This window comes from Sulfuricella denitrificans skB26 (assembly GCF_000297055.2).
Classification (GTDB): domain Bacteria; phylum Pseudomonadota; class Gammaproteobacteria; order Burkholderiales; family Sulfuricellaceae; genus Sulfuricella; species Sulfuricella denitrificans.
In genome coordinates this window covers 2,776,675-2,790,596 of sequence record NC_022357.1, presented here as the reverse complement: position 1 = coordinate 2,790,596, position 13,922 = coordinate 2,776,675, and the positions used below count along the sequence as shown (strand labels likewise).

Genomic DNA, 13,922 nt, shown 5'->3' with positions numbered 1-13,922 from the left:
AACATGCGTACCAGTCAATTTTCGAAGTGGTTTTTGGCAGCCGCTGTCTGCTTGGCGGGAGTCCTGACGACCTTTCCAGTCACGGCCGCCGATATCCAAAAAGCTGCGCATGCATCGCAAAAACTAGACAACGCGACCTGCCAGACCTGCCACGACGGCATCAAGGGCAAACTCGAAGTACCGGGAGCTGACGGGGAAGCTCGTCCGCTGCATGACATCGACCCGGACAAATACGGCAAGAGCGTCCACGCCAAGATGGAATGCGTCGCCTGCCACACCGACATCACCGATAACATCAGCCCGCACCAGAAGAGCAGTGCCAAGGCACCCGACTGTGCGCAGTGCCATCAAGTCCTGTGGGACAAGGCCAAGCAGGCCGGCACGACCGGCTCCCAGCCTCGGCTGGAAATCGTGGCCAAGAACATCGCGGCCTACAAAAAATCCTTCCATGCCCGTCCGAATCAGGATGATCCGTCCCAGGTTAACGCAACTTGCACCCAATGCCACGACACGCACGGTTTCAACGTGCCGGCTGACAAGAAGAGCCCGCAATATGCCGCGTGGCGCAAGGAGGTTCCCGCCCTGTGTGGTGAGAAATGCCACGACGAGCAGCTCGAAACCTACTCAGAGTCCGTGCATGGAAAGGAAGTTCTCGACAAGAACAATGCCAAGGCGCCCGTCTGCACCAGTTGCCACACCAACCACGAAATTACCAATACTTCACTGGATTCGTTCAAGCTCCTGAACAACGAGGCTTGCGGCAGTTGCCACAAGGAAAACCTCAAGTCCTACCGTGATACCTATCATGGCCAAGTTACGAAGCTGGGCTATGTCGACACGGCAAAGTGCTACAACTGCCACGGCAGCCATGGCATTCTGTCGGCAAAGGACCCCAAGTCCAAGGTGCACCCCAACAATCGCCTGAAGACCTGCCAGGAGTGTCATGACGGCAAGAAAAAGCAGCTGGCCACCGCAGGCTTCGCCACCTTTGCCCCGCATGCCAACAGCCACGATTTCGCAAAGTATCCGCAGGTGTGGATCTCCACCAAATTTATGATTGCCTTGCTGATCGGCGTATTCGCCTTCTTCTGGCTGCATTCCGGCTTGTGGTATTACCGTGAATGGCAGGAGCGCAAGGAACACAAGAACGTTCCGCACGTGCGCACCGAAGGGATGCTGTTGAACGAGAAGAAATTCTTCCAGCGCTTCCCGGTCGGCTGGCGCATCGCTCACCTGGCTTTCGCCCTGATCACCATGACGCTGGTGCTGACTGGTACCGCGGCGCTGTTCTCCCATAGCGCCTGGGCGCCGGTCGTTGCCCAGGCATTGGGCGGCGCCCGTGGCCTCGCCCTGATCCATCGGGTAGCGGCTGCATTGTTTGTCGGCATCTTCTTCATTCATTTCATCTATGTGATGCAGCGTCTGTTGCGCGACAGGAGGTTCCGCTGGTTCGGCCCCGAATCGCTAGTGCCTAACTGGAAGGATCTCAGTGACATGGTGGGCATGTTCAAGTGGTTTGTCGGCAAGGGCGAGAAACCGCGCTTCGACCGCTGGACCTACTTCGAGAAGTTCGACTACTGGGCGGTGTTCTGGGGCGTCTCCATTATCGGTGGTAGCGGCCTGTTGTTGGCCTTCCCGACCGTGACTGCGGCCTACCTGCCGGGCTGGATCTTCAACGTCGCCACTATCGTGCACGGCGAGGAAGCCTTCCTGGCGGCGGTGTTCCTCTTCACGGTGCACTTCTTCAATAATCACTTCCGGCCGGACAAGCTGCCGCCTCCGGACATCGTGATGTTTACCGGCACCCAGTCGCTGGAAGAGTTCCGCCGCGAGCATCCGGCCCAGTATCAGCGGCTGGTGGATGCGGGCGAACTGGACAAGTATCTGGTGGATGCACCGTCACGGCCGATGACGCTGGGATCCAAACTCCTGGGTCTGATCCTGATCGCCATTGGACTGACCTTGCTTGTTCTGGTGATTGTGGGATTCCTGGGAGGAGCCGGTTAAATAAAATCAGTCATGCGGCTGAACTCATGAAAGTGCTGGCTACAGGAAACAGGGATTTTTTCAAATTAGGTTCTAAACAAAGTTCATAAGGAGATTAAAAATGAAACGCAAAATCAACTTTCGAATTATCACCGCCACGTTGTTTACTTTTTCTGTGGCCATGCTCATGCCGTCTCAGGCATCCGCCTTCGATGCGGACGCGGCAAAAGCACTGGCAAAGAGGAACGACTGTATGAAGTGCCATGCAATCGACAAGACCAAAAAGGGCCCTTCCTACAAGAAAGTTGCGGCTAAATACAAGGGCAAGGCCGATGGCCAGAGCAAGCTGATTACCAACTTCACCACGGAGCCGATGGTCAAGTTATCAGACGGCAAGGAAGAGAAGCACAAGCTCATCGATACCAAGGACATTAACGAGCAGAAAAATCTGGCCGACTGGATACTCTCGCTCTAGGTGTCTCGTTGCCGTGCAATGCATAGGTGAAAAACGGCTGATATTGGTCAAATTAAGGGCAAGTCTGGCTCGACGGGGTCCAGAGATGTAACAGTTAACCTTGAGCCTGCATTAAGTTCGCGGGAAGTTGTGCGAACTTTGACTTTCCGCATGGCCGTGTCTTGCCAAAGATCTGTTAGCGCAATCGAACTTGAGTCCATCAGTGTAGAACCAGAGAAAATATTTTTAAAGGAACATAGTCATGACGCAGAAAATGGAAATAGCATCGGGTAAGGCAATTCGTCTTGTCATGGATCGTAAGACCAGTCTGGCCGTCAACACGCTCGTGTATTGCATGGCATGCCTATCGATTCCGGCGTTGGCGGGCCCACCTTATCGGACCGACGATCCGGAGCCCGTGGAATACCAACATCATGAGTTCTATATTGCAACACAGCAGATCAAGACAGTCGATGGTCGGACAGGAACCCTGCCTCATTTCGAATTCAACTACGGATCGGCACCCGATGTCATGCTTCACATCATCGCTCCAGTCGTATTTAGCAGCCCGGCGGAAGGGCCGCGCCAACGAGGGCTTGGCGATGTTGAGTTCGGCGTCAAATATCGTTTCATGCAAGAGACCGACAGCCGTCCGATGGTTGGTACTTTCCCTATCCTTGTGACACACACCGGGAACGCGGACAAGGGACTGGGCAACGGCGATGCACAGATGTTTCTGCCCATCTGGCTGCAAAAGAAATGGGGCGAATGGCAAAGTTACGGCGGTGGAGGCTATTGGATCAACCACGCCCCGGATGCTAAAAATTACTGGTTCTTTGGTTGGCAGGTGCAGAAGGAGCTTTCCGAGCATCTAACTCTGGGTGGCGAGATATTTCACAACACAGAACAGGTTGCGGGCCAAGGCTCTAGTACGGGCTTCAACCTCGGCGGGTCTTACAACTTCGACGAGCATAACCACTTACTCTTCAGCGCCGGCAAAGGGCTGACAAATGTCGATAACACGAACAAGTTTTCTTCTTATGTTGGCTACCAATGGACATGGTGATTTGATTACGACCAGATATTGTTCCGAAATGGTTGCTTTTTGAAAGCCTGTCCGTCGACTTTACCAAGGATATTAAAGAGCAGAAAAATCTGGCCAACTGGATACTCTCGCTTTAATTAACACGCTAATCGCATCAAGATTGACTCAAAAATAATCGAAGTTCGTTATCGAACTTCGATTATTTGGCAATGGCTCACATATGGAACTTGTCTTGATTAGCGTTGTTGCGCTACTGACCTCCGGTCTGACACTCTTCTCTGGTTTTGGTTTTGGTCTTGGGACGGTTCTGATGCCGGTGTTCGTGTTGTTCCTCCCGGTGCCGCTGGCTATTGCAGCTACGGCAGTCGTGTATTTCGCCAACAACATCTTCAAGTTTGGGCTGATGGCTAAGAAGACTGACTGGCGCACGGTGGCGCGCTTCGGTCTGCCGGCCGTTTTCGCCCAACTGCCGGCGCTCGCCAGCTACACGCTGGGCGGTCGCGTGCACGAGATCACGCCGGTCAAGGCGGCTATCAGCGCGCCAATAGCCGCCTTCGCTCTGCTCGAACTGTCGCCGCGCTTCGCCAGCCTCGTGCTGGCCGCCACGTTCTTCGCCTTTGCCGGCGCCTGGATCGGCAAACGGTTATTGAAGAAGGTCCCCTGCGTTTTGTCGAATTGGCCGTGGCCACGATGATGTGGTCATCGGTACCGGGCTGACGAGTGGCTTGCTCTGAGTATTCCTGGCGGCGGTGTTCCTCTTCACGGTGCACTTCTTCAACCACCACTTCCGGTCGGATAAGCTGCCGCCTCCGGACATTGTGATGTTCACCGGCACCCAATCGCTGGGATCCAAGATCCTGGGTCTGACCCTGATCGCCATCAGCCTGACCTTGCTGGTTCTGGTCGCCATCGGGTTCTCCACTGGCGGTTAATGGTGCCGCAGTGCGGGGTTTGCTCTAAGCAGTGAAAGAAGAGCAAACCCCCGCAATTGGCGGCCTAAGTCCTTGCCCAACAGGGCCATCAAAGGTAGGAGATCCTCCGTTTATCGGTCTGTTCGGATTTTGGGGGGCACTTTTTTATCGCCTTGATTGCATAAATTTAATACCGGGGCATGCTTCAGACGATGTCAAGGTATTGCATTTTTCCAGTACAATTCGACCTTCCCGGATCGGTTGCAGAAAAACCGCCGTTACAAATTATTTGGGTAATTATTAATGCTGGAAGGGAAAGACCTTGCCTGTGTTCGAGGCGAGCGTACGCTGTTCAGTCACCTCAACTTCACACTCAACGAAGGCGAATTGCTGTTGGTGCAAGGCGCCAATGGCAGCGGCAAAACCAGCCTGCTGCGCATGTTGTGCGGCCTGTTGACGCCCGAATTCGGTGAAATTTTATGGCGCGGTGAAGAGATTGGCGCGGCGCGCGAGACCTACCATGCCGAAATGGCCTATTTCGGGCATGCCCCTGCGGTCAAGGAGGATCTGAGCGCCTCCGAGAATCTCGACTTTTCCTGCCGTCTGGCGGGAATTCCGGTGGATGGTGATGAGGTGAAAGGTGCGCTGGGGCACCTTGGTTTGGGTCATTGTTTGAACCTGCCGACGAAATCGCTGTCTCAAGGGCAGCGTCGGCGCGTTGCGCTTGCCCGTCTGATGCTGGTCAAGGCTAAATTGTGGATACTCGATGAGCCGTTGACGGCCCTTGATCAGGCCGCCTTGCAACTGGTGCAGAATTTGATTGGCGAGCATTTGCGCCAGGGAGGCATGGCTTTGATGACCACGCATCAGCCGGTCATGATTACGGGCATTGTGCCCAAAACCTTGCCATTGACGCCATGAGTACGCTGCAGATTGTTTTCGTACTGCTGCGGCGCGAGCTGATGCTGGCCATGAGGCGGCGCGGGGATGTGCTGACCGTGCTGTTTTTTTTCGTTATCGTCGCCAGCCTGTTTCCGCTTGGCGTAGGTCCCGATCCCAAGCTGTTGCGTCTGATGGGGGGCGGCGTGGTGTGGGTGTCCGCTCTGCTCGCGGCGATGTTGTCTCTCGGTCGGATGTTCGCGAGTGATTACGCCGATGGCACGCTGGAACAGCTTGTTTTGACGCCGACGCCCCCGGTGGTCTGGATTACCGGTAAAATACTGGCGCACTGGCTGGTGAGTGGGGTGCCGTTAATTCTCGTGGCGCCGGTGCTGGGTGTTCAGTTCGGCTTGTCGAACGAGGCGCTGGGCGTGCTGGTGTTGTCGCTGCTGCTCGGGACACCAGTGTTGTCGCTGATCGGCGCGATCGGCGCCGCCCTGACTCTGGGGTTGCGCGGCGGCGGTGTTCTTGTGTCGCTGCTGGTGTTGCCACTCTATATTCCGGTGCTGATTTTCGGTGCCGGCGCGGTGGATGGTGCGATGTCGGGCCTGGGCTCTGAAGCTCACTTGTCGTTGCTGGGCAGTATTTTGATTTTGGCTTTCATGCTGACGCCGTGGGCGGTGTCGGCGGCGTTACGGATCTCGATTGAATGATGAGCAGCATAAACTGGTATAAATATTCCTCCCCGGCGACATTCTACGGTCTTGCCGGGAAAATGATCCCCTGGTTTTACGGTGTGGCCGCTTTGCTTTGCGTGGCTGGCCTGTATATCGGGCTTTTTCTCGCGCCCACCGACTTTCAGCAGAGCGATGCCTATCGCATCATCTTCATCCACGTGCCGGCTTCCTGGATGTCTATGTTCATCTACGTGGTGATGGCCTTCTGGGCCGCGCTCGGCCTGGCCTTCAATACGCGGCTGTCGTTCATGATGGCGAGCGCCCTGGCGCCTACCGGGGCGATGCTGACTTTCGTCGCGTTGTGGACGGGGGCGCTGTGGGGCAAGCCGACCTGGGGCGCCTGGTGGGTGTGGGATGCGCGCCTGACTTCCGAGCTGATTCTGTTTTTCCTGTACCTCGGCTTCATGGCGCTGCAGGCGGCGATCGACGACCCCCGTCGTGCCGACCGTGCCGGCGCGCTGATCGCGCTGGTGGGCGTGGTTAACATCCCGATCATTTATTTTTCCGTCAGGTGGTGGAACACCCTGCATCAGGGGGCCTCGGTCAGCATGACGAAAGCGCCGAGCATGGCTGCCATCATGCTCGTGGGCATGCTGGTGATGGCGCTGGCCGCGTGGATGTATGCCATCGCAGCGGCGTTGTCCCGGGCGCGCAGCATCATCCTGGAACGTGAAAAAAATAGCCAGTGGGTGGCGCAAATGTTGGAGGCCGAAGCGTGAACTGGAATAGCTGGTCGGAATTTTTTCACATGGGAGGCTATGCCCTTTACGTCTGGGGATCCTATGCGGTGACCGCGGTTCTGATTGTCGGCGAGATCCTGCTGTTGAGGGCGCACAGGCAAAAAGCGCTGACGCTGGCAAAACGTACTGTGAAATATGGCAAGGTTGAAAAGGAAGAGAGCAACGATGAAATCGCGGCATAAGAAACTGATGTTGGTCGCCATTGCGGTGATTGCCCTGGGCGTGGTGGCAGCACTGGTACTTAACGCTTTCCGCAGCAATCTGGTGTTTTTCTTCAGTCCGACCCAGGTGGTCAAGGGCGAGGCGCCGAGTGATCGCTCTTTCCGCATCGGCGGGCTGGTCGAGGCAGGTAGCTTGCGCCGCGAGAAGGATGGCGTGACGGCGCATTTTCGCGTTACCGATACGATGCAAACCATTTCGGTTGATTACACAGGCTTGCTGCCGGACTTGTTCAAGGAAGGCAAAGGCGTAGTGGCGGAAGGCCGCCTGAGCGACACCGGCGTGTTTGTCGCAACGCAGGTGCTGGCCAAGCACGACGAAAACTATATGCCTCCTGAAGCGGCCAGCGCGCTGGAACAGGCGCAAAAAGCCCAGAAAACCTTAATCGCTCCTCAATAATCCAGTTTCACGGCAAGAAGGTAAATAATGATTCCAGAACTCGGTCATTTCGCGTTAATTCTGGCGCTGTTGCTGGCGCTTGTCCAAAGCATCCTGCCGCTGGTGGGCGCCGCTCGCAACAACCCGGTATGGATGTCGGTCGCCAAGCCGGCCGCTCGCGCCCAGTTTCTTTTTGTCGCCATTGCCTTTGGCGCTTTGGCCTATTCGTTTCTGACTCTCGATTTTTCGGTCGTGAACGTGACCCGAAATTCCCATTCCCGCCTCCCCGAAATTTACCGTTTCACGGCTACCTGGGGATCGCATGAAGGCTCGATGCTGCTGTGGACTTTTATTCTCGGCTTGTGGACGATGGCAGTGACTTTGTTCAGCCGGCATCTGCCCGAGGACATGATGGCGCGGGTGATCGGCGTGATGGGTTTGGTCAGCTTCGGTTTCCTGCTGTTCATGCTGGCCACCTCCAATCCTTTCCTGCGCATGGAGATGGCCATGGACGGCTCCGATCTTAACCCGCTGCTGCAGGATCCGGGCATGGTTGTGCATCCGCCGATTCTGTACATGGGCTATGTCGGATTTTCCGTGGCTTTCGCTTTCGCAATAGCGGCGCTGCTTTCCGGCAAGCTGGATGCGAGCTGGGCGCGCTGGTCACGGCCCTGGACCACGGCGGCATGGTCGTTCCTGACGGTGGGCATCATGATGGGTAGCTGGTGGGCCTATTATGAGCTGGGCTGGGGCGGGTGGTGGTTCTGGGATCCGGTCGAGAACGCATCGCTGATGCCCTGGCTGGTGGGTACGGCGCTGATCCATTCTTTGGCGGTGACCGAGAAGCGCGGCAGCTTCAAGGCGTGGACGGTGTTTCTTGCCATCGGCGCATTCTCCCTGAGTCTGCTCGGCACGTTCCTGGTGCGCTCTGGCGTGCTCTCTTCGGTGCACTCCTTCGCCACCGATCCGACGCGCGGCCTGTTCATTCTAATGTTCCTCCTGGTGGTGATCGGCGGCTCGCTGCTGCTGTTTGCCCTGCGTGCCTCGCAGGTCGGCTTGGGCGGACGCTTCGCGCTGGTGTCGCGCGAATCCTTCCTGATGGTCAATAACATCCTGCTCCTGACGGCGACCGGGGCGGTGCTGCTGGGTACGCTATACCCGCTGTTTCTCGATGCGCTTGGGCTGGGCAAGATCTCGGTCGGCCCCCCTTATTTCAATTCCGTTTTCGTCCCTCTCGTGACACCTTTGATATTCCTCAGCGGCATCGGCCCGCTGGCGCGGTGGAAACAGGTGAATGTGCCTGAATTGGCCGCACGGCTGAAATGGGGATTCGGCGCCAGTGTCCTGGTGGCCGTGCTGCTGCCGTTTACGCTGGGGGAGTGGAAGCCGATGGTTTCCCTGGGCTATTTGCTGTCCCTGTGGATCGTCGTTACCGTTGCCATTGGCGTGCGTGGCCGCATGCGGACGAGTGCGGGCTGGTCGGCGAACTTCTACGGCATGAATCTTGCCCACCTCGGCGTGGCGGTTACCGTGATCGGCGTCACCATGGTGTCGAACTACCAGAGCGAGCGCAATGTGCGCATGGAAGTGGGCGATACCATAACCGTGCAGGACTATACTTTCCGCTTCGATGGGGTGAAAGATATGGTGGGTCCCAATTACAAGGGCTCGCGTGGCACCCTGGAGGTGAGCCGGAACGGCAAGCCGGTTTCCACCTTGCATCCCGAAAAACGTATTTACACTGCATCCGGCATGCCTTTCACCGAATCGGCGATCGACTATGGGCTCACGCGAGACCTGTATACCGCACTGGGTGAATCGCTGGATGGCGGCGCCTGGAGCGTGCGGCTGTTTCACAAGCCGTTCGTGGTATGGATCTGGATCGGCGCCGTGCTGATGGCCCTGGGCGGTTTGCTGGCGATCACCGACCGGCGCTATCGCACTTCGCGCAAGAAAGGGAGTGCTAAAGCATGAAGCGTTTCCTGATCCCCCTTGGAATTTTTATCGTGCTGGTGGGTTTCCTCGCCGTTGGCCTCAAGCTCGATCCGCGCGAAGTGCCTTCGCCGCTGATCGGCAAGCCGGCACCCGACTTCAAGCTTGCCCTGCTGTCCGACTCGGCCAAACAGCTGAGTCCGGCGGACCTGCGCGGCAAGGTCTGGCTGTTCAATGTGTGGGCCTCCTGGTGCGCTTCCTGCCGGCAGGAGCATGAGGTCTTGCTTGATTTGTCGAAGCAGGGCGGCGTGCCGATCTATGGCATGGACTATAAAGATCAGCCAGGCGATGCGCAGGCCGTGCTGAATCGCTACGGGAATCCCTATGTCGAGACCGTGGTCGATCTCGATGGTCGGGCAGGCATCAATTATGGGGTGTACGGCGTTCCCGAGACCTATCTCATCGACAAGAACGGCATCATCCGCTACAAGCACACCGGACCGGTTACTGTCGAAGTCCTGAGCAAGAAAATTCTTCCCCTGGTGAAGGAGTTGCAGCAATGAGACCGTGGATGATCGTGCTTGCCCTGTGGCTTCCCTTTGCCGCAATGGCTAATGAGGCCAAACCGTTAGCCGAAGATCCTGTGACGGAGCAGCGCATGATCGCTCTTTCCGAGAATTTGCGCTGCCTGGTGTGCCAGAATGAATCGCTGGCAGGTTCGCGCGCCGACCTGGCGCAGGATTTACGTCAGGAGATCCGCGAACAGATCCGCGCCGGCAAGAGCGACGAGCAGGTTATCGACTACCTCACCCAGCGCTATGGCGATTTCGTGCTTTACAATCCACCGGTCAAGCCGCTGACCTGGCTGTTGTGGTTCGGCCCGTTCGCGCTGCTGATCGGCTCGGTGGGCGGCCTCTATGCCTATATCAAGCGACGTGGCAACCGCCCTGTCGACGAACCTTTATCCGAAGAAGAGAAGAAACGCGTGGCGGATCTTTTGGGTAACAACGGAAATAAATCATGAGCAATTTTTGGACGATTTCGCTGTTCTGGGCATTTTTCCTCCTCTTTATCGCAGTGGCCTTGGGATTCGTTTTGCCGCCATTGCTGCGGCGCGATGTCAGACTAGGGCAGGTTGGCAGGAAAGAGGCTAATGTCGCCATCTACTACGATCAACTGGCCGAGCTGAAGGAGGATCTCGATAGCGGTGAGCTGGATGCGGCACAATACGAGGATGCCAGGCGAGAAATCGAAAAACGCTTGAGCGAGGATGTACCGATGGAATCCGGACCGGTCGTGGCTGCTCAGGCAGGTCGCTGGCCTGGTGTGGTACTGGCAGTAGCGATTCCGGTACTGGCGATCGCGTTGTATGTGGTCCTGGGCAACCCCGAAGCACTGCTTATGTCGCGTGCAGAGGCTCCCGCGGCAGTGGCAGAACAAGGTCAGCACGATGCGGCCCCCATGATCGCAGCCCTGGAAGCCAAGTTGAAGGAAAAGCCGGATGACGCAGCTGGCTGGTACATGCTGGCACGCAGTTATGCCTCGATAGGGAAGTTCGACGAGTCAGCACAGGCATTCGAGAAAGCCGTTGCGCTGTTCCCTGATGATGCACGCCTGCTGGCGGACTACGCCGATGCGCTCGCCATGGCACAGGGGCGGAGTTTGCAGGGGAAACCGCTGGAGCTGATCAATAAGGCGCTCAAGCTAAATCCGAATGAAGAGAAGACGTTGAATCTTGCTGCATCCGCAGCCTATCAGAACAAAGATTTTGCTCAGGCTGCCGCGTATTGGCGTCGGTTGCTCAAGCTTATCCCGCCGGAGGCGGATATCGTCAAGGATATTACTTCTGCAATTGAAGAGGCTGACAAGCTTGCGGGCAGCATCGGTGGTCTGGATAACTTGAGCCAGATGAGTGAGAAAGGCGGCGCAGGGGAAAAAGCTGAACAGCCGCAGCAGGGCGCGGCGGCTATTTCCGGCATGGTGACGGTGAGCAAAGAGCTCATCGCCAAGGTGAGTCCCTCTGACAAGGTGTTCATTTTTGCTCAGTCGCCGCAAGGCCCGAAAATGCCTATAGCCAGCTTGAAGCTAGACTCCAAGCAGCTCCCTTACCGTTTTACGCTGGATGATTCCGTGTCCATGTCGCCGAGTGACAAGCTGTCGAATCACGCTGAAGTGATGATCAGTGCGCGCGTGTCGAAATCGGGTCAGCCCATGGCGCAAAGCGGTGACTTGCAGGGGAAAGTCGGCCCGATCAAGCTTGGGCAGCAAGGCGTGGCGATCGTCATCGATACCGTCGTACCCTAGTCGTTTAAAGGTTTATTTCTTGTCGAATAGCTTGCGGTACTCGCCGTAACCTTCTTTTTCCAGGTCTTCCATCGGGATGAACCTCAGCGATGCCGAGTTCATGCAGTAGCGTTGGCCGGTGGGAGCCGGGCCATCATCGAAGAGGTGACCCAGGTGCGAGTCGCCGAGCTTGCTGCGAACCTCGGTGCGCGCCATGAGGTGCGAGCGGTCTTCATGCAGGGCCACATGGGCCGGTTCCAGCGGTTGGGTGAAGCTGGGCCAGCCTGTGCCTGAGTCGAATTTGTCGAGGGAACTGAACAGCGGTTCACCCGACACGACATCGACGTAAATGCCTTCCTTTTTATTGTCCCAATAGGCGTTTCGGAATGCCCATTCCGTACCGTTTTCCTGTGTGACTTGATATTGCTCTGGGTCCAGACGTTTTTTCAGTTCGTCCGTACCCGGCTTGCGGTATCCGCTGTCATCCCATGCCATTGTCAGCCCTCCTTGAATAATTCCACCATCAAGCTTCCATGTAGCCGGTGGTTGGTTTCGGCCCTAGCTGTTCGAGTGCGTGTTTGAGCAGCACAATTTCCTGTTCCAGCTCGCCGACGCGCAGCTCCAGCATATCCAGTCTTTCCCGCTCAGAGCCAGTCAGTTCAGGGGCGATGTGAGTGCTCCCAGAGAACTCCACTGCTGGTGCGTCGCCGCTGAATAGATGCATGTAGCGGGACTCTCTTTTCCCCGGCTCGCGCGGCAGCTTGGCGACAAAAGGTCCGTCGCTCCGTTCCATCAGACGATCCAGCGCGGATTCGACTTCCTGCATGTCGCCGAATTTGCACAGGCGGTTGGTGTGGGTACGCAGTTCTCCCGGAGTTTGCGGGCCGCGCAGCAACAGCGCGCAAATGATGCCGAGCTCCTGCTCCGAAAACTTCAGGATGCCGAATTCGGTATTGCAGAAGCGATGCTTGTATTTAGTGGTGCGGCTGCCGAAGCCGGATTGGTCGCTGACCATCGATCTTTTGACCAGCGCATCCAGCGTTTCCTGAACTGTTGCCTCATCAAGTTCCAGAACCGGTTCCCGATTGCTTTTCTGGTTGCACGCATTGGTCAGCGCGTTGAGCGAGAGTGGGTATTGATCGGGTGTGGTGATTTCCTTTTCGATCAGGGCACCGATCACGCGCGATTCATAAAGGGTAAGTTCGATATCCATCGGTAGTTTCCTTGTCGGTCGGGACTGTTCTTGATACTAGCCCAGAAACAGCGGCGGTTCGTCCATCAGCGCGGCCTGTTCGCGGAGGGCGAGGATCTGGTCTTGCCAGTAGCGCTGGGTGTTGAACCAGGGAAAGCTGGCGGGAAAGGCCGGGTCGCTCCAGCGCTGGGCCAGCCAGCCGGAATAGTGGATCAGGCGCAGGGTGCGCAACGCTTCCATCAGCAGCAGTTCACGCTGGTTGAAATCGTGGAATTCCTTATAGCCTTCCATGAAGTCGGACAGCTGACGGGTCATCTCGGCGCGGTCGCCGGACAGTAGCATCCAGATGTCCTGCATGGCCGGGCCCATGCGACAGTCGTCGAAATCGACGAAGTGCGGGCCGGTGTCGGACCACAACACGTTGCCGGGGTGGCAGTCGCCGTGAAGCCGGATCAGCGCAACGGGTTCGGCGCGTGCAAAGGCTGCCCGCACTCGTTGCAGGGCATCTTCAACGGTGGAGATGTAGGCGGCTTCAAGATCGGGCGGGATGAAGCCGTTGGTGATGATGTAACGGTAGGGCTCCTCGCCGAAGGTCTCGATGCTGATCGTGGGCCGGTGGGCAAAGGGTTCGATGGCGCCGACCGCGTGAATGCGGCCAATGAAGCGCCCCATCCATTCCAGAGTGTCGGGGTCGTCCAGTTCCGGTGCCCGCCCTGGCTGGCGCGGGGAAATTGTGAAACGGAACCCCTCGAATTCATGCAGGCTGCGTCCGGTTGCGTCGACCAGGGGCGCCACGACGGGGATTTCACGTTCGGCGAGTTCCAGCGTAAAGCGGTGTTCTTCGAGAATGGCTTCATCCGTCCAGCGCAGTGGGCGGTAAAATTTGGCGATGACCGGCGCGCTTTCCTCGATGCCGACCTGGTAGACCCGGTTTTCGTAGCTATTGAGCGCGAGCAGGCGGCCATCGCAGCGCAGGCCCAGGCTTTCTACCGCATTCAGGATGCGGTCCGGGGTGAGATCCTGATAGGGCGGGCTGGGCGTGTCCACTGTGATCATTCAATACAAAAAGACTCATTGTAGCCCTGGCGCAAAGGAAATGGGGTAATCCTGCTGCCGGACTGGCAAGCTGGGCCGACAGAGGTTACCATCCGGTTCAAGGCAGGATG

General features: G+C 57.1%; 16 protein-coding genes. 13 read left to right on the top strand and 3 right to left on the bottom strand.

The features are described from left to right. The first annotated feature begins 3 nt into the window (after positions 1 to 3). The 13 genes from SCD_RS13580 (at position 4) to ccmI (ending at position 11,585) form a co-directional block, all read left to right on the top strand. Entirely contained in the window at positions 4 to 2,007 is a 2,004-nt protein-coding gene (locus SCD_RS13580; RefSeq protein WP_009207495.1) for a cytochrome c3 family protein, read from the top strand. Between the two features lie 100 nt (positions 2,008 to 2,107). Then, the gene (locus SCD_RS13575; protein ID WP_009207496.1) at positions 2,108 to 2,461 is read left to right on the top strand and encodes a c-type cytochrome; all 354 of its coding nucleotides are present in this window, start codon (positions 2,108 to 2,110) and stop codon (positions 2,459 to 2,461) included. A gap of 241 nt (positions 2,462 to 2,702) precedes the next feature. Continuing rightward, the gene (locus tag SCD_RS13570) at positions 2,703 to 3,506 is read left to right on the top strand and encodes a transporter (RefSeq protein WP_009207497.1); all 804 of its coding nucleotides are present in this window, start codon (positions 2,703 to 2,705) and stop codon (positions 3,504 to 3,506) included. A gap of 199 nt (positions 3,507 to 3,705) precedes the next feature. Next, positions 3,706 to 4,179 carry a TSUP family transporter gene (locus tag SCD_RS13565; protein WP_009207498.1) on the top strand — a complete coding sequence of 158 codons (474 nt, stop codon included), beginning with the start codon at positions 3,706 to 3,708 and terminating at the stop codon, positions 4,177 to 4,179. A gap of 520 nt (positions 4,180 to 4,699) precedes the next feature. Then, on the top strand, positions 4,700 to 5,317 hold the full coding sequence (gene ccmA / locus SCD_RS13555) for a cytochrome c biogenesis heme-transporting ATPase CcmA (protein WP_009207500.1): 618 nt from the start codon (positions 4,700 to 4,702) through the stop codon (positions 5,315 to 5,317). Continuing rightward, the gene (ccmB, locus tag SCD_RS13550) at positions 5,314 to 5,988 is read left to right on the top strand and encodes a heme exporter protein CcmB (protein WP_009207501.1); all 675 of its coding nucleotides are present in this window, start codon (positions 5,314 to 5,316) and stop codon (positions 5,986 to 5,988) included. The genes ccmA and ccmB overlap by 4 nt, the downstream gene beginning before the upstream one ends. Continuing rightward, positions 5,985 to 6,731 carry a heme ABC transporter permease CcmC gene (ccmC, locus tag SCD_RS13545; RefSeq protein ID WP_009207502.1) on the top strand — a complete coding sequence of 249 codons (747 nt, stop codon included), beginning with the start codon at positions 5,985 to 5,987 and terminating at the stop codon, positions 6,729 to 6,731. Before ccmB ends, ccmC begins: the two co-directional genes overlap by 4 nt. Further along, positions 6,728 to 6,934 (top strand): heme exporter protein CcmD, encoded by a 207-nt coding sequence (gene ccmD / locus SCD_RS13540; RefSeq protein WP_009207503.1) that lies wholly within the window; start codon positions 6,728 to 6,730, stop codon positions 6,932 to 6,934. The genes ccmC and ccmD overlap by 4 nt, the downstream gene beginning before the upstream one ends. Next, entirely contained in the window at positions 6,918 to 7,370 is a 453-nt protein-coding gene (gene ccmE, locus SCD_RS13535) for a cytochrome c maturation protein CcmE (RefSeq protein WP_009207504.1), read from the top strand. Before ccmD ends, ccmE begins: the two co-directional genes overlap by 17 nt. 27 nt (positions 7,371 to 7,397) lie before the next feature. Further along, complete coding sequence (locus SCD_RS13530; RefSeq protein ID WP_009207505.1) at positions 7,398 to 9,323, top strand: heme lyase CcmF/NrfE family subunit; 1,926 nt, start codon at positions 7,398 to 7,400, stop codon at positions 9,321 to 9,323. Next, a complete protein-coding gene (locus SCD_RS13525; protein ID WP_009207506.1) occupies positions 9,320 to 9,844 on the top strand; it encodes a DsbE family thiol:disulfide interchange protein in 525 nt (174 codons plus the stop codon). Before SCD_RS13530 ends, SCD_RS13525 begins: the two co-directional genes overlap by 4 nt. Continuing rightward, entirely contained in the window at positions 9,841 to 10,305 is a 465-nt protein-coding gene (locus tag SCD_RS13520; protein ID WP_009207507.1) for a cytochrome c-type biogenesis protein, read from the top strand. The genes SCD_RS13525 and SCD_RS13520 overlap by 4 nt, the downstream gene beginning before the upstream one ends. Continuing rightward, the gene (gene ccmI / locus SCD_RS13515) at positions 10,302 to 11,585 is read left to right on the top strand and encodes a c-type cytochrome biogenesis protein CcmI (protein ID WP_009207508.1); all 1,284 of its coding nucleotides are present in this window, start codon (positions 10,302 to 10,304) and stop codon (positions 11,583 to 11,585) included. The genes SCD_RS13520 and ccmI overlap by 4 nt, the downstream gene beginning before the upstream one ends. 12 nt (positions 11,586 to 11,597) lie before the next feature. Here ccmI and msrB read toward each other — a convergent pair whose 3' ends face one another. From msrB to SCD_RS13500, 3 genes are read right to left on the bottom strand one after another with little or no spacing between them, the layout of a single operon-like run. Next, positions 11,598 to 12,059, bottom strand: coding sequence for a peptide-methionine (R)-S-oxide reductase MsrB (gene msrB / locus SCD_RS13510; protein WP_009207509.1), 462 nt, complete (start codon positions 12,057 to 12,059; stop codon positions 11,598 to 11,600). 28 nt (positions 12,060 to 12,087) lie between these two features. Continuing rightward, positions 12,088 to 12,777, bottom strand: coding sequence for a YceH family protein (locus SCD_RS13505; protein WP_009207510.1), 690 nt, complete (start codon positions 12,775 to 12,777; stop codon positions 12,088 to 12,090). Between the two features lie 36 nt (positions 12,778 to 12,813). Continuing rightward, entirely contained in the window at positions 12,814 to 13,812 is a 999-nt protein-coding gene (locus SCD_RS13500; RefSeq protein ID WP_009207511.1) for a serine/threonine protein kinase, read from the bottom strand. Between the last annotated feature and the right edge of the window lie 110 nt (positions 13,813 to 13,922).

What these genes read in the sequence shown, in the direction of transcription:
- SCD_RS13580 (WP_009207495.1), top strand. Translation starts at nt 4, where the DNA reads ATGCGTACCAGTCAATTTTCGAAGTGGTTTTTGGCAGCCGCTGTCTGC.
- SCD_RS13575 (WP_009207496.1), top strand. Translation starts at nt 2,108, where the DNA reads ATGAAACGCAAAATCAACTTTCGAATTATCACCGCCACGTTGTTTACT.
- SCD_RS13570 (WP_009207497.1), top strand. Translation starts at nt 2,703, where the DNA reads ATGACGCAGAAAATGGAAATAGCATCGGGTAAGGCAATTCGTCTTGTC.
- SCD_RS13565 (WP_009207498.1), top strand. Translation starts at nt 3,706, where the DNA reads ATGGAACTTGTCTTGATTAGCGTTGTTGCGCTACTGACCTCCGGTCTG.
- ccmA (WP_009207500.1), top strand. Translation starts at nt 4,700, where the DNA reads ATGCTGGAAGGGAAAGACCTTGCCTGTGTTCGAGGCGAGCGTACGCTG.
- ccmB (WP_009207501.1), top strand. Translation starts at nt 5,314, where the DNA reads ATGAGTACGCTGCAGATTGTTTTCGTACTGCTGCGGCGCGAGCTGATG.
- ccmC (WP_009207502.1), top strand. Translation starts at nt 5,985, where the DNA reads ATGATGAGCAGCATAAACTGGTATAAATATTCCTCCCCGGCGACATTC.
- ccmE (WP_009207504.1), top strand. Translation starts at nt 6,918, where the DNA reads ATGAAATCGCGGCATAAGAAACTGATGTTGGTCGCCATTGCGGTGATT.
- SCD_RS13530 (WP_009207505.1), top strand. Translation starts at nt 7,398, where the DNA reads ATGATTCCAGAACTCGGTCATTTCGCGTTAATTCTGGCGCTGTTGCTG.
- SCD_RS13525 (WP_009207506.1), top strand. Translation starts at nt 9,320, where the DNA reads ATGAAGCGTTTCCTGATCCCCCTTGGAATTTTTATCGTGCTGGTGGGT.
- SCD_RS13520 (WP_009207507.1), top strand. Translation starts at nt 9,841, where the DNA reads ATGAGACCGTGGATGATCGTGCTTGCCCTGTGGCTTCCCTTTGCCGCA.
- ccmI (WP_009207508.1), top strand. Translation starts at nt 10,302, where the DNA reads ATGAGCAATTTTTGGACGATTTCGCTGTTCTGGGCATTTTTCCTCCTC.
- msrB (WP_009207509.1), bottom strand. Translation starts at nt 12,059, where the DNA reads ATGGCATGGGATGACAGCGGATACCGCAAGCCGGGTACGGACGAACTG.
- SCD_RS13505 (WP_009207510.1), bottom strand. Translation starts at nt 12,777, where the DNA reads ATGGATATCGAACTTACCCTTTATGAATCGCGCGTGATCGGTGCCCTG.
- SCD_RS13500 (WP_009207511.1), bottom strand. Translation starts at nt 13,812, where the DNA reads ATGATCACAGTGGACACGCCCAGCCCGCCCTATCAGGATCTCACCCCG.